This window comes from Alitabrizicola rongguiensis (assembly GCF_021491355.1).
GTDB classification, from domain to species: Bacteria; Pseudomonadota; Alphaproteobacteria; order Rhodobacterales; family Rhodobacteraceae; genus Aliitabrizicola; species Aliitabrizicola rongguiensis.
This window is the reverse complement of record NZ_JAKENF010000006.1, coordinates 1-20,732: the sequence shown is the minus strand read 5'-3', so window position 1 is coordinate 20,732 and position 20,732 is coordinate 1. Positions and strand designations below refer to the sequence as shown.

Here is a 20,732-nt window from a genome sequence, read left to right as displayed (position 1 = left end):
CGGCGGCCTGTATCTACGATGGCCTCGTCAGTGTCGCTGTGAGACCGACCAATGACACCTGCGCCAGCAGCCACTTTCCGGCTGCCATGCGCTTCTGGACATACACGCGATGCTCTTCGGGCGAGGGCGGGCACTTCCGCTTATGGCGCTGGCTGTTGCAGTACCAGCAGGCCGCAACGATGTTCTCATCCGTGTCGCTACCACCGTCGGAGCGGGCGTGTAGATGCTCGGCGGTGCAGCGTAGCGCCTTTGGGGTCCGCCTCGTTTGGTAGTTTCGTTGAGAAGTTGCGGCTTCCACAGCATCGTCCCACATCGGCATGCCGCAATAGTAGCAGCGGCCACCTTGGGCCATCATCTTCCTTTGACGGATACGTTTAACAGATCCCATGACACGGGTCCTTTCATTCGACTTCGTGAGAAGCGAATGCGCGACGCCCGTAACGGACGCTCCCCGGCTGGAAGCTCCTGCTCGCGCGAGGCCCGGTGATCCGTGGCTCCGCATGCCGGACCGCGAAACCTGCAGGACAAGACCTCAGGTCAGAGTAGCCGCTGGCTTACTCAATTCGGCCGAGGCCAAATTCGCAGCAGCGCCAGGATAAATGATCGTCCCGCATCACGTCAACGGAACCTTTCGAACAGCCGCCGCAGGACGTAGGACCGCGCGATGCTGACCACGGTGAACACCGCGCCCATCTTCAGGTTCTGGGCCAGCGTCGTGTGCAGCCCGAAGATAGGGAAGATCACGATCTGCGTGACCACGGCGACGCCATAGCCGACGATTACGTTGGCGACGGACTCGACCAGCGACATGAGGCGGGTCTGGCTCATGCCTCCACCTCATCCATCGGCCAGCAATTCAGCCGCCAGAGTTCGCAGCGCATGCGCCGCAACCAGGGGGACCACGCCATTGCCACAGAGGCGAAGCCGGTCCACCCGGTGGGCCAGCCCATCAGCGCCTCGACGAACAGCGGGTTCAAGGTCCGGCGCGCATCGCAGGTATCGCGCCCAGCCATCGGCGTCGTGAGGACCTGGCGGCCAAGCAGGCCGTTGACCGGCGTGTTCGCCAAGCTCGTCGCGCCGTCCTTGTGATCGCGCGCCGTCGGCGTCATCCACAGCCCCGCCGAATGCGTCAGGTCCGCTGTCCGGCGATTGCCCGCGCTCGGCTTGCAGCCATCGTTCGCCATCGGCGTCGGCCAGAGCGCGGCCGTCGTCGCGAGGTTCATGCCGTGCTGCCCCGCTTCCTGCGAGGGCGTCGGCTTCGTCTGCCGGTTCTCGTTCGCACTGGCACGGGGCGTCGGCCAGAGGCGCAGCAGTTCCGTCCGGTTCCCGCCACTCGACCGGGTGCCAGAGCAGGCGCGCGGGGTCGGCCAACTCGTCGCCTTCGCGGATGCCCAGGACGAAGAGCCGCTCGCGCCTGTGGTGCGCGCCGACTTCCGCCGCCGTGAACAGGCCTGCCGCAAGGCGGTAGCCCATGCCGACCAGTCCGCTGGCGACTTCGGGGAAGCCGAGGCGGAGATGATGGGCGACATTTTCGAGGAAGACGAAGGGCGGTTTGATTTCGCCGATGATGCGAGCGACATGCGGCCAGAGGTGGCGCGGGTCGTCGGCACCCCGGCGCTTGCCCGCGACGGAGAACGGCTGGCACGGATAGCCCGCAGTGACGATATCCACCGCGCCGCGCCAAGGGCGCCCGTCGAAGGTGGCAACATCGTCCCAGACAGGCGCGCGATCCAGGGACGCGTCCTCCATCCGCGCCACGAGCGTGGCTGCGGCGAAGGTTTCCCGTTCGACATGGCCCACAGCACGATATCCGGGGATGGCGATGGTGAGCCCGAGGTCAGGCCCGCCCGCGCCAGAGCACAGCGAGAGTCCGAACAGGCACGCGTCTCCGGCTCCGGAAGCGCGTCCGGAGGAAGGTAAAGCCAGGTCATGCATGTCACGCTGCGGTTTCGGTTTGGTTTTCAGGTGCGGCCGGGGCTTCGCCCAGCCGCTCGGTTCTGACCTGTGCAAAGGTCCGACCATCTCCGTCGAGGATCGCGTCGCGGCCGGTCTCGGCCTGCCAGCGCTCGACGGCGACATCGACATAGGCCGAGCTGATTTCCATCGCGAAGACGCGGCGGCCGTTGGCTTCGCCCGCCATGATTTGCGAGCCGGAGCCTGAGAACGGCTCGTAGCAAAGCCCACCGCGCGCAACATGCTGGCGCATCGGGATGCCGAAGGCGTCGAGCGGTTTCGGCGTCGGATGGTCGGGCCGGTCGTCCTTGGCGAAACTCGGCAGCGCCCATGTCGATGGCAGGGTTTCTTCCGCCACCTTGGGTGGGCGGTTCGGCCGACGCCACCCCATGAAACAGGGCTCGTGCTTCCAGAGGTAGTGGGACCGGGTCAGAACCCCGCGGTCCTTCACCCAGATGATCTGCTGATGGACGAAAGCGCCGGCCTTCTCCCAGCAAGCTTCCAGCATCGCTTGGCGGCGCGAGGCATGCCAGCAATACCACGCCGCATCCTCGGTGATCGCCTCGGCAACGGCCGCCGCGATAAACCCGTCGTAGAGCTCCGCCCCCTGCGAACTGTCGTCCCAGGTCGTGCCATAGGACTCAGACCAATCCTTGTTGCGGGTCGGATGGTTCGAGCCGTCGTAATCCACCAGATACGGCGGGTCGGTGGCGAACAGGATCGCGCGCTCGCCATTCATCAGGCGGCGCACGTCCGCCGCGCTGGTGCTGTCCCCGCACAGCAGGCGGTGATCGCCAAGGATCCAGAGATCGCCGGTGCGCGACTCCGGATTGCGCGGCGGCTCGGGGATCGTCACCGGCGGCACGGAGCCCCCGGCGCGACCTTCTTCCCCGTCCCCCTCCGGCACGAAGGCCAGCAGCTTGTCGAGTTCGCCGTCCGAGAAACCGACCAGCGACAGGTCGAAATCCTCGGCCAGCAGGTCGTTCAGTTCGGCCGACAGCAGCGCCTCGTCCCAGGTGCCGAGTTCCGTCAGCTTGTTGTCCGCGATCCGGTAGGCCCGACGCTGCGCCTCGGTCAGATGGCCCAGCAGGATGACCGGCGCTTCGGTCAGCCCGAGCTGCGTGGCGGCCAGCACGCGCCCGTGCCCCGCGATCAACTCTCCGTCTTCGGCCACGAGGCACGGCACGGTCCAGCCGAACTCGGCCATGCTGGCGGCGATCTTCGCGACCTGGTCCGGCCCGTGCGCCTTCGCATTGCGGGCGTATGGCTGCAGCCTGGCCAGCGGCCACGTCTCGATGCGGTCCGGGGCAAAGCTAAGCGTCATCTGCGGGTCATTCCTCGGATCAGGGTGGAAACCCCTGGCTTCCGGACTCCGGGGTCCAGACTGGACTCCGTGCGGGGTCCAACGGCCACCGGGGGTGTCTAGCTTCAAGGGTTTGATTTTGCGGTGTTTCAGGCGGGTTCAAGCGACGCTGGCTTTTGGGTGGCTTCCCAAAAATCCGGCCCTATCGCTGGCGATGTGCCGCGCTTCGCCCGCCAGCATACGAATATCGCCGGGAAGGAACCAAAGACCCGACATTGCTCCAAGGATTGGCGGACGGGAAGGTGATCTCGCTCCGACAAGAAAATAAGGTGCCGACGAGGAGTTGAAAAACTGATGACGATGCAAATCTACCAGCTATCTTGTTTATGCGTGGAGATGTCGAATGCCTGCAATTATCGTCCCGATTGTAATCCGTCTCGGGCTCTACGCGATCGCGATCTCTCAAGGGCCGCGGGCGCTGCGCGAGTTGTACGATACTGGAGCGCACATATGGGACGATGTGAAGCGTCGTCGATCAAGCGAGGTCTGAGAGGTCGGTCAGCATTTGCGACCATCTCTTTTGTGTCGCATTCGATGCCACCCCTGCCCCGCGCGCTCCTCTCCCGAGCATATCAACTTTCTAGCCCGGGAAAGGGCTTTCTGTCCCTTCGAAAACTGTCCGGCGGACAATTTTCTATCTGGCACGAGGGGTTACGCGCCACTGGCCAGTTCGATCACGCGCTGCTTCGACAGGTTGCGGTTGAACCGCCGCTTGTTGAGGGTGAGCGCGATCACCGCGAGGCCGAATTGCCAGTGCTGATGCGCGGCTGACCGGTGCAGCCCTGCGGACCAGCAGATCTCCTTCCACCGCTCGCCATGGGCTTTCATCCAGACGATGCGGCCGTCCATCGGCTCGAGGCAGGCAGTCCAGGTCAGCGTTTCCTCCATCCGGCTGATCGCCTGCGGCGAGGGCAGCACGCGCATGGGCTTCGGCTCCTGCCCGACCTTGTCGGCAAAGCTGTGCAGGACTGCAGGCCAGGTGCTGAAGTAGCCCTGCCTGCGGGGCTCGGGCAGACGCTTCAGGACGAAAGCGGCTTCGGCCAGCCGTTCTTCGACCAGCGCTGGGGTCCAGACGGTCATCGCTGCACCTCCCGCCCGCTGGTGGCCGGGCCATAGAGTTTTTCGCCAAGCTGGCGCACCAGTTCCCGTTCGGGCCAGGTCAGGCGGTGATCGTCGAGGGCGACGGCCAACACGCGCTGTTCGTGCCAGCCATCGCGTTTGACCTCATCGGGGTTCCGACGGCGACCGCCATAGCCTTTCGGTGCAAAACGCATCCCAGTCATTGCAGGCCCCCCTTGGTCTCGAGCGCCCAGAACAGGATCGCGATGGCATCAGCCTCGTTGTCATCGGCGGGACTGAACCCCCGCGCCCGGGCGGCGGCAATCATCGCCGCCTTGTCGGCGTTGCCCTTGCCGGTGGCGTGGCGCTTGATCGTGCCGACCGGGACACCCTCGTAGGGCACGCCGCGCAGTTCCGCCCATGCGGTCAGCGTGGCCATCAGCCCGCCATAGACATGGGCGGCATCGGTAGCCGCGTGGCGACGGACTTCTTCGAACCAGATGGATGCGATGGGCCCAGACAGACGGTCCAGCTCTGCGAGCCAGTTGGTGAACCGCAGATAGCGCATGCCACCGCCATCGAAGCGACCGGGACGGAATGAGACCGTGCCACTGATGATCAGCCCATCAAGACCGTGCAGCGCCCATCCTGTCGTGGTGCCGAGATCAAGGGCCAACAGGGTGCGGCCGGACCGGACGGAGGCCGGAAGATCGGGGATGGCCACATGGGGTCGGGTGGCGGGTGTCAGGTCAGCCATGGGGGGCTCCTCTTCTGGTTGGCTGCTCGGTGGAAGGCGACATCGGGTGAATGTTGCGGAAGGTCTGGGCTGCCGTTGCCGGATCGGGTGATCCGGCACTCGACAGGCCACGCGCGCGAAACCCCTGGGGGTGGGCGAGGGAGAACCCGCCTGCGGCGTTCTCCCCCACCCCCGTAGGGGGTGGTTTCACCCCCGAAACTTGAAAACCGTCTCAAGACACTGACAGGAAACAGGAATTCCAGTTTCGGGAGGTGGGTTTCGGTCGATCCTGCCGAAACTGGTTGCAGCGTAGCCGCTGCGGCATCCGCGCAATCCTGCAGGGGCAGTTTCGGAAGCGGGCCGAAACTGGTCACAACTGGACCCTGCGTGGTCCCGCGTAAGGATGACGAGGCAGTCTCGGCAGTGTGGCCAATCTGGTTCAAACTGGTCTCTGCGCAGTGCCGCGCAAAGCAGTTGTCGGGGGCGATCATGGCCGTTCCCCCTCCGGATAGACCCAGACATGCGGGTTTTCGACCTCGAGGAGCGCGCCGGTCTGGGGCGACTTGTAATGGGTGGGCAGCACCGCAACGCGTGCGGGGCTGACTTCGCCGGTCTCCGGATCGACCTCCTCGCCGTGCCCCACGGGCATGACCATTCCCTCGACGCAGAGGTATCCGAAACGCGAGCGTGAGGGCCCGAGGCCATAGGGGGCCGCGTTGCGGACAAACTTGATGCCACCCTTGGTGGCCTGCACGGCGATCCGGTCGCGGATGGCGTCCTTGCCGCCCAGACCACCCTTGTTCTCGAAGACCTCGGCGAACTGGTTGACGGTATAGAGCCGTCCCTCGGCCGCTTCCTCGAGCAGGATGGACAGGATCACCTCCTGCTTGCGGACGCGCTCTGCATCGTATTTCGCGCCAACCTCGGCGCGGACCAGGCGCTCGTTCATCGGGTTGATCTCGACCCATTGGCCGCCAACCTTGTCGATCAGCTTCGAGGGCAGCGCGGGACCATTTCGGAGCTCGATCTCGAGCTTTCGCTCCGGGGCGTCCTCATCCGGCCGGTGCAGGATCAGGCCGGAGGTGTAGAAGCCCCTGAGCGCGCTGGCCCCGGACAGGGCGAGGAACGGATCATCCTTCAGCTGCTGCTTCGACAGTTTTCGCGTGTGATGGACCAGGATCACCCCGCAGGCGGGGTTGATGTAATCCCGCAGCACCTCGACCCGGTCCTTGAGGAAGAACATCATTGCGGTGTTGTCGTTTTCGCCGCCACTACCCCCATGTGAATTGGCCGGCCCACCATCGAAGAGGTTGCGGATCGGGTCGATGCAGATGATGTCCGGGCCCGCATCCGGAAACGCCGCCTGGATGGCGCGCGCTACGCGCACGCTGCCCTCGGTATCGAGCAGCAGCTTCAGCTTCGGCGTTGCCACGAAGGTGTCGCGTGCGGCATCCAGAACCCTGGCGGGCAGCGCGATCTGGCCCAACCGCTCGCGCAGGTAGTGATACTGGATCTCGGCTTGCAGATAGAACACCCGCAGCGGGCGTGGCGGGGTGAAGCCGAGAAAGGGCTGACCGGCGGCCATGTGCACGAGCCAGCTGATGGTCAGATCGCTCTTGCCGACCTTCGGCGCACCGCCCAGCACCAACAAGCCACCCGGCGTCAGCACACGGGGCGCGATGATGTCCTCGGGCATCGGGCTGGTATCGTCCAGCAGCGCGCCGAGTGTGAAGGTGGGCATCTCGCTCGGCGCGGGGGCTGCGCTGTCGAGGCGGACCAGCGGCGGGCCGTTTTTCTGGACGTGCAGATCCCAGAGCCGCTCGGACTCGCGCTGCAGGCGCTCGATCGGCCAGGAGGGCCGCAACATGGCGGCGTTGTAGCCGCAGATCGCCTCCCAGCCTTCGTCCTTCGACATCCGGCCTTCGTGAACCAAACGGATGAAATGCCCGATCGCGGCCGATGCCCCCTCAAAACGGGACCAGTCGTCCTGCCCACCCTCGCGCACAGGGGTCACCAAGACATCGTCGAGGCGGGGCTTGTCCGGGGTGACACTTCCGCTGGCGACCATCCCGGCCCCCGGCAAGGGCGGCATTTCGGCCACGCGCTCTGCGAACTCGTCGAGATCGACCTCGACGGAATGGTGCTCGCGGATTTGCACCAGGCGCTGGTTGCCATGCTTGTGATAGACAGTGCCCGCCACCCTGATCGGCTGGTGCGCAGACCGGAAATGCGTGTCACCGCCGACCTTCAGGGCAATCTCGCCCCGCAGGCGGCAAAGACTGGCCAGCGCCGCCCCCTCGGCGGGTTCGGTCATCTTCCACCAGACATGGAGCTTGCTGGCACCTTCGGGCGTCCGCCCGCCGCTCTCGATGATCAGCGTGGGTTGACCCAGATGGCGCAGCAGATGGGCGAGCTTGGCGGGGATATCGCCCGCATCGAGATCGACGACCAGTGCCTGCATTTGCAGCACTTCGGCGGCTTTGGCCTGTCCTGCCCCGGCGACCGTGCCGGGGATCACAGAGACGGCGGCCCCTTCGCGCCAGGCCCAGTTGGCGAATGTGGCGAGCTTGCCCGGTGCCGTGGCGTCAGCGTCCATCCAGACGTTGTGCGGCCGGCCCTCCTTGCCCTGCCCCATATCGACAAAGCCTCGGACCGGGATCTGGCCCTCGCACCAGCCGAACACGACATCGAGGAACGTCGCGATCTGGACCGGGTCCGGCTCCACGCCAAACGGATCTTCGGCCGTCGTGGCGTCGTTGAAATCCTGCCACGGGCTGAAGTGGATGATCTTGTCGTCGCTCATTTGGGCAGCCCCCAGCAGCGCGCGGCCCATGGGCAGAAGCGGCATTCAAAGAAGTCACGATTGGTGGCGATGCGAGGCAAAAGCTCACCCGCATCGGTCGCCTGCAGGATCCGGACGCCCCGGTCGGACATGCGCTGCGCGAGCCCTGCGTCGAAGGGCACAAGCTCGTGGTGCAGTTCGGCGGTGTCCTTGTTGATCGCGGTGAACAGCGCCGGATTGGCCGAGATGCCGGGGACCGTCCCTTCCATGTAGGCCTGGTAGAGCGCCATCTGCGCGGCATAGACCGGCTTGGCGAGGGCGACCCCGTCCTTGACGCAGGCGCGCCAGTTCTTGGCGTTCATAGTCTTGCATTCCCAGAGCGTGGGAGTGCCGATGCCAAGCGGCGCTGGTGCTGCGGCGATGATCCCGTCGACGTGGCCTCGGATGCGCCCGCCCGCGACGGAAAAGCCGAACTGCTCGCCATCAGGGCGGTTGCCCTTGCGGGTGTAGAGGTCGAGCCCGGCCGCGCGCAGCCAGCGGATGGCCAGATCCTCGAGCTGATGGCCGATCTCGAAGATCCGCAACGTCTGACCGCCGAAGTCCGCACCGTCGTCCTTGGGCGCGCCCGCAAACTCGAACTGCAGGGCCCGTTCGCAGTCATGCCCCAGCCGGGATGCGCCGAGATAGATCCGAGGCGGCGTGGCCTTGCGCTCGGCGACCAACGCGGCATCGATGGCGGCGTTGACGCGTTCGGCGATGCCGGGGCGGTGATTGTAGTCCAGCATCAGAACGGCACCTCCGCCGTGGCGGCGATGCGCGACATCTCGGCGCCGTAGCCTTCCAGCACCTCTTCGATCAGCGCCGTGACGTCGGCCGCCGTGAGATCGCGAAGCCGCTTGTCCCAGCCGATCCGGTCCATCGTCTGGCCCAGACGCTTCATCACCAGCGCGATCGCTGCGCGCTCTTCCTCGGTCATTCCCTGCATGGTCAGTCCTTTGCGATGGCGGGCCGCGAACCATGCCTGGCAGGGCATCGAGCAGAACCAGCGATGCTTGCGGGGGCGTGGTTTGGCGGGGTTGAAGAAGCCGAAGCCTTGCGCGGGACGCAGGCAGACGGCGCAAGGTTGCAGACGCGGGTGCCCATGGCGCGCCGGTTCGCGCGGGGGCGCACTATGCGCGACATGGTTCACGCCGCCCTCCCGATGTCCGGGCTGGCACGGCCGACGAGCTGGCGGATTTCGCGCTTGTTGAATCCGAAGGTCATCAGCGCCGAGGCGCGATAGCGGGTCAGGCCATAGTCCTGTCGGAACTCGGTCGGCAGATACTGCAGCTGCTTTTCCGTCGCGGCCTGCTTCAGCCAGCTCTTCGATTTGAAGGCGCTCTCGTCGGTCTCGTATTCGTTCAGCCAGTCATCAGCCTGCGCGAGGCAGACTGTCCGCTCTCCCACGCCCAGCAGCCGGGGCGCGCGGCCCTTCGCGCCACCCACCGCGTGCCAGCGACCGTCGAGAAAGAAGATCCCGCCCCAGGCATTGAAGCCGTTGGCCATCAGCGCGGCATCATCGCCGAAGAGATCGACCCATGCGAAGCTTGACCGCTTCAGAAGGTCGATCTCGGACATGATGAAACCCGAAAGCGGGATGACATCCTGGCCTTCGCCGGGTTCCTCGACGTCGCGCGCGAACACCTCGCCGCAGAGCGGACATTCCATGGCGGCCAGCGGGATTTCCGCCTCACAGGCCGGGCAGGTTTTCGTCGGCGCGTCGCCGGACTCGGTCTTGCCGTCCAGATCGACATCCTGTTCCAGCGTGCCGTGGATCAGGCTCGACGTGCCGAAATCCAGCACGATGCAGTCGGTCTTCACGACACCGGGGTGTTCCTCGGGATCCACCGTGCGCAGTCCACGCCCGACCATCTGGATCATGGTCGACTTGTAGGAACTCGGCCGCAGCAGCACGACGCAGGAGGTGGGCGGATGGTCCCAGCCCTCGGTCAGCACGGCCACGTTGACGATGACGCGAATTTCGCCCGAGGCATAGGCGGCGAGGATTCGGCGACGCATGCCGGCATCAAGATCGCCATGAATGACGGCCGCCGAAACCCCAGCGTCGTTGAAGGCGGCAGCGACGTTTTCGGCATGGGCGACGGTGGAACAGAACACCACGGTCGGCCGCTCGCTCGCCTTTTCCTGCCAGTGCCGCACGACCTCATCCGTCACCGGCGCGCGGTTCATGATCTGCGCGACCTCGGTCATGTCGTAGTCGGCAGCGCTCTTGCGCACGGCACGCAGTTGTTCCTGCACACCGACGTCGATGACGAAGGTGCGGGGTGGGACAAGGTGGCCCGAGGCGATCAGCTCGCCCAGCCGCACCTGGTCGCCGACATTGTCGAAGATCTCGCGCAGACCCTTGCGGTCGCCCCGGTTAGGCGTGGCGGTGACGCCGAAGATCCGGCAGGCAGGATTGGCGCCCCGGACATGGTCGATGATCCGGCGATAGCTGTAGGCCACCGCGTGATGCGCCTCGTCGATGACCAGAAGGTCGAGCGCAGGCATCGCCGCCAGATTGGAGGGCCGCGAGAGGGTCGGCACCATGGCGAAGGTCGCCCGCCCTGCCCAGCTCTTGGCCTCGGCATCGACAACGGAGGTGGTGATGTCAGGCGCGACCCGGCTGAACTTCGCCCGGTTCTGTGCGGTCAGTTCGTCGCGATGCGCGAGGATGCAGGCCTTGGCATCACTGCCCTCGAGGGATTTGGCGACAACCGCCGACAGGGCGATGGTCTTGCCGAAGCCCGTCGAGGCGATGCTGAGGGTGTTGCCTTGATCGCAGAGCGCAGCGAGGCTGCGCTCCACGAAGAGGCTCTGTCGGGGGCGAAGGCGCATGGATCAGGCCCTCACTGCGCCCAGGAGGGACGACCGGGCACCGGCGACGCAGGTTGCGCCTGAACCGGCTGCTGCGGCGCGGGTTGCGCGGGCAGGTGGTAGCCGGGCGGTGCGGCGAGCCCCATGTGCTGGGCGTAATCCCGATGGTCCGGCGTCACAGCGCTGCGGATTTCGTTCTTGTCGTCGCCGGTGGCATCGGTGCCGACGTCGATCCGGGCCAGGAACTCGATCCCGTCCAGATCCCCGAGCCCGTTGATCCGCCGCGCCGCCTGCGCCTGCGGGGACTGGTCCTTGTCGGAAATCCCGCGCGCCGAGTTCAGCATGCCGCGGATCATGCTGCGGCCCATGTTGGCCCAGTCCGGTCCCTTCGGGCTGTAGAGGCCGATCAGCGTGAAGATCTTGCGCCGGGCATACTGCCCCTCGGTCACGGTGAACTCGCCGTTCAGGTACACGGCGCCAGTCGAGCCGCGGGTGGCATAGCCCCCGGTCCAGCCCTGCGAGGGATCGTCGAAACCGCCGGGACGGATCGTCAGGCGGACCTTGGCCAGCGTGCCCTTGGGGATGAGGTTGGTGTTGGACTGGGCGTCGTTGAAGTCGTTCCAGGAACCCATGGGGTGTCTCCTCTTGCGGATCAGGATTGCGGATGGGGGTGATCGGCCGCGCCATCAGCGGGCGGCGTGAAGGTCAGGCGACGGGGCGCGGGCGTGCCGGGGGCGCGGATCTTGTCCATCAGGCGGCCGAGATGCGGCTCTTCCACTTGGCCGAGGCGACCGGAACGATCCTTGGCCGGAAAGCCCCAGGGGTTGATGGTGTGGCAGACGAAGGCGCGGTAGGGATCACCACCATCGGCCTTCAACTCGGCCATGGTGATCACCTCGTCGACGATCCCCGGCAGCTCGAGCCCGGTCTTCGATCCGTCGATCTGCGGCTGGAAGACGCGCCGGTTGAAGTCGTCGAACTTCTCGTCGAGGATCCCCACGAACCAGACGTTGCGCCCCCGGGTATGCTGGAGGTGGGTCAGCCAGGCGATCATCTCGCGCCCGTGCAACCCGTACGCCCCACGCACGTCGGGCTTGCCGGTCTTCTCCGACACCGCTTCCGGCTGGCCCTTGCACCATTGGAAGCAGAGCCGCCCCGCCACGGTGATCGAGTCGACGAAGATGGTGTCGTAGCGGTCGAGCGCGGCCGGATCGCCGAACTTCTGGCAGACGGCAGCATGATGCGCGGGGCTGTAGGGCTGTTCGTCGCGCAGGGCCGGATTGGGCCCGCCGATGAACACCGCGAAATCCCGGCACTCGGCCCATGTGCGCGGCCGGATGCTGTCACCCGGCCAGCCCTCGATGGCGAGATCGCCCGCTTCGAGGTCGATGAACAGCGTGCGGGCCGGGTCGAGCGTCCAGAGAAGGCTGGTCTTGCCGATGCCGGACTTGCCGAAGATGCAGCCCTTGATGCCGCGCGGCTCGGCCAGCCGCTGGTCGGCGGTGATGATGGGCAGGCTCACGCGCGATCCTCCCGCTGCAGGATCTCGACCTTCAGCGTGCCGGTCTTGACGGTGCGGGCGGGCTCGAAGCCCTGGCGGATCGCCTCGGGCCAGGCGGCATAGGCGCGCTCGGGCACCTTGAAGTTGATCTCGACGTATTCGGCCGGATCTTCACCCGCAGCGCGGATGCGCTCGACCATTGCCGCGAGCTTGGCCTGGTCCCATTCGACGCGCTTCGGCAGATCGGCGACCACGGTGAAATCGCCATCGACAATGCGGACGGTACCGGTGTCCTTGGCCAGCAGGTGGCGGGCCTCGGCGGCGCGGGCGGAGTAGCGGACCTCGAGTGCCGTGGAAAAGCGCGCGGTGACGGCCTTCATCTCCTTGGCTGCCGCGTCGATCTCGCGCTGCAGGGCGGCCAGAAGTTCAACCGGAAGCTGGGCGATCTCGCCTGCGGGCAGGTTGATCAGCTGATCGATGCTGGGGGTGTTCTGCGGGAACGTCATGAGGGTCTCCGTGATGGGGGATAGGATCAGGCGGCTTCGAGAAGGCGCATGGAAAGGGCAGGACCGGCCTGGCGGGGTCTGGCCCGGGCGATGGCGATGTAGGCGAACTGGTCGGGGCCGATCCGGGCCTGCACCAGGTGGACAAGACCCTGCTCGGCGGCGCGCAGGGCGGCCGATGCCACCAGGCGCAGGGTGCGCTGCTGTTCAGCAGGCAGCTTCGAGATGACTGAGGTCGCGTCGACCGCGAGAAATCCGCGATGGTAGACCAGCGTCTCGCCGGGAGCGGCCTGCGCGATCCAGGCTGAAAGCCCGACCTCATCAAGGGCAGGTCCGGCCGCGCCAAAGATCGACACGACGCCTGTGGCGCGGAGGATGGAATTTCGGGCCATCATGCCGCGCCCCGATCCGCAGTGCTGCGCCGCTGGCGGGCCTGCTCATAGGCCAGCACATCCTCGAGCCGGTAGACCACACGGCCGCCGATCTTCAGGAAGGCCGGGCCCTCGCCGGTCCAGCGCCAGCGTTCAAGAGTGCGCGCCGAAATGCTCCAGCGTGCGGCAAGTTCGGTCTGGTTCAGGCAGGTTCTGGTCTGCATCGTCCTCTCCCGGTGTGTCGTTGGGAGGAAGATGCACGGCGCGATGCGGGGATGTCGTCGGGATCAGAGTGGGATACGGCGGGGGATCAGTCGGACCGTTTCAATCATGGGCTGAAACGCATGTCGGTGGGATCGCCATCCCCTTCCATCCCCCAGAGCATCCCACCACGGGGAGCAAGTAGGGACGCGCGGAGGGTCCGACTCAGAGGCCCGCGAGGCGATACGCCCCGCGGCCGTTCGACTCGATGAGGAGCGGCCAGTCCTTCTTGGACTTGAAGACGTCCGCCATCTTGAGGCTGCGCGACCCGGCCGACGAGAGCACCGCCTTGCCGCTCTGCCACGGATCGCCCTGCTTGGCCGCCGCATGCAGGATCCGCACGACCTGTGCCTGGATCGGACCCAGCCGGAACTCCCGGCCATGGCAGCGGACGCTCTGATAGTCGGCGGAGGCGTGAAACCCGCCAGCGGACTTCAAGCCGGAGGCACCGCCAAACCCTGTCGCCGCCTCGAAACGGTCACGTTCTTCGCGCCTTAGAACAAGATCGGGCTTGCGGATCGTCAGGCATTCACGCGAACCGTAGAAGCAGGCATAGTCCGCCTTCGCTGTCCGGAACCGGGTGATGCTGACCTCGCCAAGGCGGAAGAGCTGGAAGACGTCCTGAACGTGAAGGTCCAGCAGCCCGTTGAACAAGGACCGCACGGTGGGGATCGAGAAGCAGCGGCCATCGTCGGTTTCCTCGAAGTCGCCAAACTCGATGGGCAGGTTCAGGATGCGGACCGACAGCCGAAGCTGGTCGTTCTCGGCGAGATAGACCAGATCGACCTCGGGCATCGACCAGCGGGCGAGGACTTCCGGCAGGGTGAAATACGCCTTCTCGATCTCCATCCGTGCCCCCGATTCCCATGCAATCTGTTTGGCTTTTGTTCTAGCCGCTTGACGATCCAAATTCAATCCTGTCATATCCCACTCTATCCACAGCCCCTTGGGGAAAAGATGACCGAACATCACACCCTGGCCGACCGTCTGCGGGCTCGTTCCGACCAGCTCGGCCTGGCACCGGCCCATGTTGCGGAGATGGCCGGGGTCAACCGCTCCTTCGTCTATGACATCCTGCGCGGGCGCTCCTCGCGCCCCAGAATTGACCGGCTGGCCGACGTCGCCCGTGTGCTGAAGGTGGACCGCGAGTGGCTGATCCATGGGATCGGCGAGGTTGAGGGCCCCTCCCCCTTCACCGAGACCCCCGAAGATGCCTTCGTGGCGATCGCGCATGCGACACCTCGCCCCGCCATGGGTGGCGGCGCGGTGGTGACCGAGGATAGCGACACACCCGGCCGCGCCTACCACTTCCGCCAGTCGTGGATCCGCCACAAGCTGAAGGCCAGCCCGTCACAGCTCCGGATCATGCATGTCGAAGGCGACAGCATGGTCCCCACGCTGCAGGACGGGGATGCCGTGCTTGTCGACATGACGCGCCAGTTCCCCAGCCCCCCTGGCATCTTCGTCCTCGACGACGGCATGGGCCTGGTGGCCAAGCGCCTCGAGCACATCCCCAACAGCGACCCTCCTGCCGTGCGGGTGATCTCGGACAACACGCACTACCCCGCCTACGAGCGCACGGCTGACGAGATCCGCATCATCGGCCGCATCCGCTGGTTCGCGCGGGAGATATGAGGATGGAGGTGCCGTTCCCGCCCGGAGCCAGAAACGAAAAAGCGCCCGCGAGATCTCTCTCCGGGCGCACCTCTGCGATGATTGGAATCTGCGTCAAGGGGGGCAGGTTTGTCAACGCATTTTTCACCTCTCTTTCAATGCCTTGCATGAGACGTTCGCTCCTCATGCCTGCATCCAATACGCAAAGAGAACCGGACCGTAGCTTCAGACGCATGCAGCCTCTGAACCCTGCCGGATTTTCCGGCGGCACTAAAGTCTGAGTAGGATCGCGCCGCTAGCTGCTAGGCCGCACCGGACACACGTGGGCTTGCCCAAGCGCGGGAATTCGATGGCTGAGTCGCTTGGAACTCTGCAATACTTTGGAGACCAGTAACTTTCCGGATATCCGATGCGCATACTTCACACCGCTGACTGGCACATTGGCCAGACCCTGAATGGCTGGTCTCGCGACCATGAACACCGGGCGTTTCTGGATCGTTTGCATGATGTGATACTGGCGGAAGACGTGGACGCGCTGCTTGTAGCAGGTGATGTCTTCGACGGGATCAATCCTTCCGGCGAAGCGCAACGCCTTCTTTACGGGGCCATCGCACGCATGGTTCGGTCGCAACCGCATCTGCAGATCATCCTGACCGCGGGCAACCATGATCCTGCACAGCGCCTGGAAGCGCCCGAGGCGGTGTTGAATGAACTGGGCGTTCATGTCCTTGGCACCTTGCGGCGTGACGCTGGTGGGGTCGATCTTGACCGGCATTTGATCCCGCTACGGGATCGCCATGGGGCAATACGCGCTCATGTGCTGGCGGTTCCTTTCCTTCGCCAGGCCGATCTGCCGGGCCTGCACCTCGGTGCGGAGCAAGGTGACGAACCCGCCATCACGGTCGCCGTGCGCGCCCTGCACCGTGAGATGAGCGAGGCCGCTGTTGCCCGTGCCGGTGGATTGCCGCTTCTTGCGATGGGCCACCTCACCTGTTCAGGCGGACTCGCCTCGGAAGGGGCAGAGCGCCGCATCCTGATCGGCGGTGAACATGCGGTGCCGCCGGATGTTTTCCCGGCCGAGCTTGGCTATGTCGCACTTGGCCATCTGCACAGGCCGCAATCGCTGGATGGTGGGCGCGTGCGCTATTCAGGTTCAGCTTTTCCGCTGTCCGCCTCGGAAATTGCCTACGATCATGGCGTGACATTGATCGACCTGACAGACGGCATCGCGCATCGGCATGTGCCCATAGACCGCCCCGTCCAGATGTTTCGTCTCCCACCTTCGGGGCACGGAAAGCTGGAAGATGTGCTGGCAGGGCTCGTCAAGCTTGCCTTGGACCCAGACACCCCGCGTGACGAGCAACCCTTCGTATACTTGTCTCTGACGGCTGATCGTCCCGCAACGATGCTCGCTGCCGAAATCGAGACCCAGATGGAGCGGACGCCGGCCCGGCTCGCCGGTCTTTCGATCATTCGCAACGATCAACCAGCAGGAGAACGTCCGCCCGCGACGCTGGCAGAAACGTCACCCGAAGATCTGTTCCTGTCGGCCTTCGCCGAAGTGCATGGAACGCCCCCGGATCCACATCACCTTGCGGCCTTCCGCGATGCCCTGTCGGAGGCCTGATTCATGCGTATCCTGTCGATTTCCGGTCAGAACATCGCAAGCCTGTCGGACCGTTTCGAGATTGATTTCACTGCGGCCCCCCTGAATGGCGCAGGGCTTTTTGCCATCACGGGCGAGACTGGGGCGGGGAAATCCTCGATCCTCGATGCCATGTGCCTTGCACTTTATGGCGATGCGCCGCGCCTTGCCACGGGTGCGTCCAGCGACGAGGTGCCCGATCCTTCGGGCGATGCCATCAAGGCCAAGGATGCACGCGCCATCCTGCGGCGTGGCGCGGTTCAGGGTTGGGCAGAGGTGCGCTTCACCGCGCAGGACGGGAATGACTATATCGCCCGCTGGCAGTCCCGTCGCGCCCGCGACAAGGCGGACGGCAAATTGCAGAACGTCGCACGCTCTCTAGCTCGGGCATCAGATCAACAGGTGCTGGCCGGCCAGACCACGGCCGTGAATGAGCAGATCATCGCCCTGACCGGCCTGACCTATGAGGAGTTCCGGCGCACCGTTCTGCTAGCACAGGGGGATTTCGATGCCTTCCTGCGCGCCGACACCAATGAACGAGCAGGGCTTCTGGAAAAGGTCACCGGCACCAGCCTCTATCGTGCCGTTTCGACGCGCGTTTTTGAACGGACCGAGGCGGCTCGTCAGGCCCATGATGCGCTGGCCTTGCGTCGGGGAGAGCATCGGCTGCTGTCGGATGAAGAACAGGCCGCGCTGGCCGAAGAAAATGCGACCCTAGTGGCTGAGAACGCGGCAGCCATGGCAGAGCGAAGCAAGCTGCAGGCGGATATTGAGCGCCATGCCCGCCATGCCGATGCCGCCCGCCAGTTTGGGCTTGCCGAGGCGGCCGAAGCGGCGGCGTCGATGGCGAATGCTGCTGCGACCTCGGATCGGGAGCGGCTGGCGCAAATCGATCGATCGGAACCCCTGCGGTCCCTGTGGATCAAGGCCAAAGATGCCACTGTGCGAGTGGCAACCGCCGCCACTGGACTTGAGGCCAAGCGCGATGGGCGTTCCCGCGCGGAAGCCTTGGCGGAAGGCCTGCGCACGGCCGCAGCCGACGCCGAAGCTGCCCTTGCCACCAAGGAAGCTGAGTTCAAGATTCTGGGTCCGCAGTGGGATGAAGCGGCAACCTTGGATGCCCAAATCCAGTCGGCTGCAACAGAGGTGAAAACAGCACAATCGGTGGCAGAGGACGCAGCAGCCAAGGCCAAGATCGAAGCAGCGGCTCTGTCAGAGTTGCGCGCGGCGGTCATCAAGGCTGAGACTGATCTGACCAATGCGGATGCCGAGATTCTCAGACTGGCGGCAGCCTCACCTCTTGCTGATCGTTGGGAACAGGTGCGGGCCGACATTCTGGCCTATGGTGCAGCCATGGCCGAAGCGGCCAAGGCGGCGACCGGGGCCATTGATGCCGAAGCAAAGCGCCGAGGGTTGCAGGAAGAAACGGATGCCTTGACGTCAGCCATCACAGAGGCGAACGACAAGGACGCCATTTTGCAGGCACAGACGATGCAGCTTGCCAAGCAGATATCAGAGCTGGAACTTCAGCATCCGCCACAGGCTTCGCGTCAGCTTGCAGATCTCGCCGCAGCCCTGACCGCATTGCACCGCGCCGGGGGCGACCATGCCACGGCCAAGCGCGATCAGGCTGCGGCGCTCATCCAAGGACAGGCCGGTCAGGCAGGTGCGACGGCGGCAATGGCCGCCATCGCCACGGCAGCGGACGCGTTGATCCGGGCCGAAGCGCAGGTGGCGGCCCTTGTCGCGCCGTCGCAGCAGGCCGACCTTGCCCTCTCGGAGGCCGCGCGCACCTTGCGCCTGCATCTTGAACCCGGCGCGCCTTGTCCGGTCTGTGGCTCTGCCGAGCATCCGATCCATGCCGATGCGGCTTTGGCCAATCTGGCGACCAGGCTGCGCGCAGATATGGCAAGGGCCAGAAAGGATGAGCAGGAGGCCAGATCGGCGCAGATGGAGGCCGAACGTCAACGTGCCATTCACGAGGCGCAGATTGCACAGGCCGGGTCTGCACTTGCGGCAACAACGGCAGCCATTGAAAAAGCAAAGGACGACTGGGCAGCAGCACGAGCCAAAGCTTTGGCAATACCCGGTTGTCCGGTGGGCCTGTCCGAAACACCCGACGCAGATCTTGCCGGGGTCGAGGGCGCGCGGCTTCGCATCGGTGCCGCGCAAGAGGTTGAGGTCAAGGCGCAGGATACGCTCGCTCAATTCCGCAAAAGCCTGGCCGGGATCACGGACCAACGGGAGGCATTGCGGGCATATCTTGCGACCAAGGTTACAGAACGCGACACCGTAACGACTGCAAAAGCAGAAGCAGAGCGTATACTGGGGCTGGCACGTCAGGCTGAGCTAAACCACCGGGCGACTGCGGAACGGCACGCATCTGTAGTCAATCCTCTATTGCGCGCACTGAACGAGGGCGACAGAGCCCTTAATGATCCTGATCTCACTGGACGCCTGGAAAGTCTGGTCGAGCGCGTCACCAAAGCCCGACAATCTCAGAAATCGGCGAAGGATCTCTTGGCCGAGCTTGCGCCAAAAGTCGCTGCGCAGGCCACTAAGTCGGATGCGGCGGCTCAGATGGCAGATGGCGCGCGGCAAGCAGCCAACGCCAGACAGCTTGCTCTGGATGCACTGCGGCAGAAACGTGCCCTACTTTTGGGTGGCGAACCCACCTCGGCGCACAGGACTCGTTTCAACGACAGTCGGAAGGCCGCACTGGCCGCGCGGGAGGACGCACAGAAGATCTACACGGACGCCTTGAACAAGGCGGTTGCCGCCGTCACGGAACATCAGGCGGCAGAGGCGGAGTTCTCAGCCGCGGGGGCCGCTGCCGCTGCGGTTCAAGCAGAGTTGGCAAAGAAAAAATCAGACCTTGGTCTGGGGACAGAGGATCTTGAGGTGCTGTTTGCACTGGGGCGGGATGAAGTGCAGGCGCTGCGAGATCACCTTCGCGGACTTGACGATGCCTTGATCGCCGCACGCGCCGCCTTGACCCAACGCCGGCAAGACCTCTTCGATCTTCAGCAGGATCTCCCCGAGATGCCAGTCGATGACCTGCGTAAAGGGATCGATGCACTGGATGCGGCGATTACACTGCGCCAGCAGCGTCAGGGCGCCATTGAAAACCAGATCACCGTGGATGCCGCAAACCGCCAGAAACTGGCCGGGTTGGAGGCCGAGATCGCGAAGGCGCGGGCTCAACTTGACGTTTGGCAAGCGGTCAACGCTGCGATCGGCTCTAGGAATGGCGATCGTTTCGCCCGCTTCGCGCAATCCATCACCTTGGATGTGCTAGCCGACAACGCAAACCGCCATCTTGCCGACCTGAACCCACGCTACCGCCTGCGTCGCGCGGCTGACCTTGCGCTGCAAGTTGAAGATATCGACATGGGCGGTGAGGCAAGGGCGACCCGCAGCTTGTCAGGCGGGGAGCGCTTCCTTGTGTCATTGGCCCTCGCACTGGCCCTGTCCCGGATGGGCGGCAAAGCCGGTTTGGCCGCAACTTTGTTCATCGACGAAGGCTTCGGCTCTCTTGACGCTGCGAGCCTCGATATGGCGATCGACGCGCTGGAAGGTCTTCAGTCCCAGGGCAGACAAGTGGGCGTAATCAGCCACGTGGAGGCCATGAAAGACCGGATCCCGGTCCGTATCATGGTGACCAAGCAAGGCGGAGGGAAAAGCACCGTCAGGATTTCTGCGGACGGATCCAAGTGATGATATTAGGATCCTTGTTGGAAGCGTCAGCATTTTCAGCCACGTCAAATCGCCGACGCATTTGCTGCGCGTCCTGCTTACAGAACAATCGAAAGCTGCAGGGCAATCCCAGAAAACACTCGCAACTGCTCGACGTTTCAAAGGCATGTCGGTTTTCGCTGTGTTTCTAAGGACTTCGGCCCCTCTTGCTTCCACAGTGCTTCCACGGGTGGTGCAAACGCAAACGCCGCCCCGGAGGGCGGCGCATAAGTGTTTGATAACGCGTGTAAAAATGGTTGCGGGGGCAGGATTTGAACCTGCGGCCTTCAGGTTATGAGCCTGACGAGCTACCGGGCTGCTCCACCCCGCGCCGGTTGCGTCACGGTATCCGG

At 64.8% G+C, this 20,732-nt stretch carries 20 protein-coding genes, 1 tRNA gene and 2 pseudogenes; 4 read left to right on the top strand and 19 right to left on the bottom strand.

Annotation, left to right across the window (positions count from 1 at the left end; all coding sequences use genetic code 11):
• Window positions 1–13 precede the first annotated feature (13 nt).
• From L0V05_RS20765 to L0V05_RS19585, 18 genes and pseudogenes are all read right to left on the bottom strand, one after another.
• A complete protein-coding gene (locus tag L0V05_RS20765) occupies window positions 14–313 on the bottom strand; it encodes an HNH endonuclease signature motif containing protein (protein ID WP_406565997.1) in 300 nt (99 codons plus the stop codon).
• Between the two features lie 305 nt (window positions 314–618).
• Window positions 619–828, bottom strand: a complete 210-nt coding sequence (locus tag L0V05_RS19665) for a DUF7220 family protein (protein WP_071166974.1) — start codon at window positions 826–828, stop codon at window positions 619–621.
• Entirely contained in the window at window positions 825–1,223 is a 399-nt protein-coding gene (locus L0V05_RS19660) for a hypothetical protein (RefSeq protein ID WP_071166975.1), read from the bottom strand. The genes L0V05_RS19665 and L0V05_RS19660 overlap by 4 nt, the downstream gene beginning before the upstream one ends.
• A gap of 205 nt (window positions 1,224–1,428) precedes the next feature.
• Window positions 1,429–1,935 (bottom strand): annotated as a pseudogene (locus L0V05_RS19655) (DNA cytosine methyltransferase); the annotation flags it as partial.
• A gap of 1 nt (window position 1,936) precedes the next feature.
• Window positions 1,937–3,277, bottom strand: a complete 1,341-nt coding sequence (locus L0V05_RS19650; protein ID WP_234873207.1) for a site-specific DNA-methyltransferase — start codon at window positions 3,275–3,277, stop codon at window positions 1,937–1,939.
• A 690-nt stretch (window positions 3,278–3,967) separates the two neighbouring features.
• The gene (locus L0V05_RS19645; protein WP_234873206.1) at window positions 3,968–4,396 is read right to left on the bottom strand and encodes a DUF6362 family protein; all 429 of its coding nucleotides are present in this window, start codon (window positions 4,394–4,396) and stop codon (window positions 3,968–3,970) included.
• The gene (locus L0V05_RS19640; RefSeq protein ID WP_432759348.1) at window positions 4,393–4,599 is read right to left on the bottom strand and encodes a hypothetical protein; all 207 of its coding nucleotides are present in this window, start codon (window positions 4,597–4,599) and stop codon (window positions 4,393–4,395) included. Before L0V05_RS19640 ends, L0V05_RS19645 begins: the two co-directional genes overlap by 4 nt.
• Entirely contained in the window at window positions 4,596–5,132 is a 537-nt protein-coding gene (locus L0V05_RS19635) for a hypothetical protein (RefSeq protein WP_234873205.1), read from the bottom strand. The genes L0V05_RS19640 and L0V05_RS19635 overlap by 4 nt, the downstream gene beginning before the upstream one ends.
• A gap of 466 nt (window positions 5,133–5,598) precedes the next feature.
• Entirely contained in the window at window positions 5,599–7,914 is a 2,316-nt protein-coding gene (locus L0V05_RS19630) for an AAA family ATPase (RefSeq protein WP_234873204.1), read from the bottom strand.
• Window positions 7,911–8,678 (bottom strand): PD-(D/E)XK nuclease family protein, encoded by a 768-nt coding sequence (locus tag L0V05_RS19625; protein ID WP_234873203.1) that lies wholly within the window; start codon window positions 8,676–8,678, stop codon window positions 7,911–7,913. Before L0V05_RS19625 ends, L0V05_RS19630 begins: the two co-directional genes overlap by 4 nt.
• Window positions 8,678–8,878, bottom strand: coding sequence for a DUF6511 domain-containing protein (locus L0V05_RS19620; RefSeq protein WP_085377270.1), 201 nt, complete (start codon window positions 8,876–8,878; stop codon window positions 8,678–8,680). Before L0V05_RS19620 ends, L0V05_RS19625 begins: the two co-directional genes overlap by 1 nt.
• Window positions 8,879–9,078: 200 nt before the next feature.
• A complete protein-coding gene (locus L0V05_RS19615) occupies window positions 9,079–10,770 on the bottom strand; it encodes a DEAD/DEAH box helicase (protein ID WP_234873202.1) in 1,692 nt (563 codons plus the stop codon).
• Between the two features lie 11 nt (window positions 10,771–10,781).
• Window positions 10,782–11,381 (bottom strand): hypothetical protein, encoded by a 600-nt coding sequence (locus tag L0V05_RS19610; RefSeq protein WP_234873201.1) that lies wholly within the window; start codon window positions 11,379–11,381, stop codon window positions 10,782–10,784.
• 20 nt (window positions 11,382–11,401) lie between these two features.
• A complete protein-coding gene (locus L0V05_RS19605) occupies window positions 11,402–12,271 on the bottom strand; it encodes an ATP-binding protein (RefSeq protein WP_234873200.1) in 870 nt (289 codons plus the stop codon).
• Window positions 12,268–12,756 (bottom strand): hypothetical protein, encoded by a 489-nt coding sequence (locus L0V05_RS19600; protein ID WP_234873199.1) that lies wholly within the window; start codon window positions 12,754–12,756, stop codon window positions 12,268–12,270. The genes L0V05_RS19605 and L0V05_RS19600 overlap by 4 nt, the downstream gene beginning before the upstream one ends.
• Window positions 12,757–12,782: 26 nt before the next feature.
• The gene (locus tag L0V05_RS19595) at window positions 12,783–13,145 is read right to left on the bottom strand and encodes a hypothetical protein (RefSeq protein WP_234873198.1); all 363 of its coding nucleotides are present in this window, start codon (window positions 13,143–13,145) and stop codon (window positions 12,783–12,785) included.
• Window positions 13,145–13,348, bottom strand: coding sequence for a helix-turn-helix transcriptional regulator (locus L0V05_RS19590; RefSeq protein ID WP_071166986.1), 204 nt, complete (start codon window positions 13,346–13,348; stop codon window positions 13,145–13,147). The genes L0V05_RS19595 and L0V05_RS19590 overlap by 1 nt, the downstream gene beginning before the upstream one ends.
• A 202-nt stretch (window positions 13,349–13,550) precedes the next feature.
• Window positions 13,551–14,234, bottom strand: coding sequence for a hypothetical protein (locus tag L0V05_RS19585; protein WP_234873197.1), 684 nt, complete (start codon window positions 14,232–14,234; stop codon window positions 13,551–13,553).
• 108 nt (window positions 14,235–14,342) lie between these two features.
• Between L0V05_RS19585 and L0V05_RS19580 the strand changes: the two genes are divergently transcribed.
• The 4 genes and pseudogenes from L0V05_RS19580 to L0V05_RS20700 all read left to right on the top strand — a co-directional run bounded on the left by L0V05_RS19580 (window position 14,343) and on the right by L0V05_RS20700 (window position 20,361).
• Window positions 14,343–15,020 carry a LexA family transcriptional regulator gene (locus tag L0V05_RS19580; RefSeq protein ID WP_234873196.1) on the top strand — a complete coding sequence of 226 codons (678 nt, stop codon included), beginning with the start codon at window positions 14,343–14,345 and terminating at the stop codon, window positions 15,018–15,020.
• Between the two features lie 388 nt (window positions 15,021–15,408).
• Window positions 15,409–16,626, top strand: coding sequence for an exonuclease SbcCD subunit D (locus L0V05_RS19575; RefSeq protein WP_234873195.1), 1,218 nt, complete (start codon window positions 15,409–15,411; stop codon window positions 16,624–16,626).
• 3 nt (window positions 16,627–16,629) lie between these two features.
• Window positions 16,630–17,292 (top strand): annotated as a pseudogene (locus L0V05_RS20760) (AAA family ATPase); the annotation flags it as partial.
• Between the two features lie 300 nt (window positions 17,293–17,592).
• Entirely contained in the window at window positions 17,593–20,361 is a 2,769-nt protein-coding gene (locus L0V05_RS20700; RefSeq protein WP_234873194.1) for an SbcC/MukB-like Walker B domain-containing protein, read from the top strand.
• A 272-nt stretch (window positions 20,362–20,633) separates the two neighbouring features.
• Here L0V05_RS20700 and L0V05_RS19565 read toward each other — a convergent pair.
• Window positions 20,634–20,710 (bottom strand) — tRNA-Met (locus L0V05_RS19565).
• Between the last annotated feature and the right edge of the window lie 22 nt (window positions 20,711–20,732).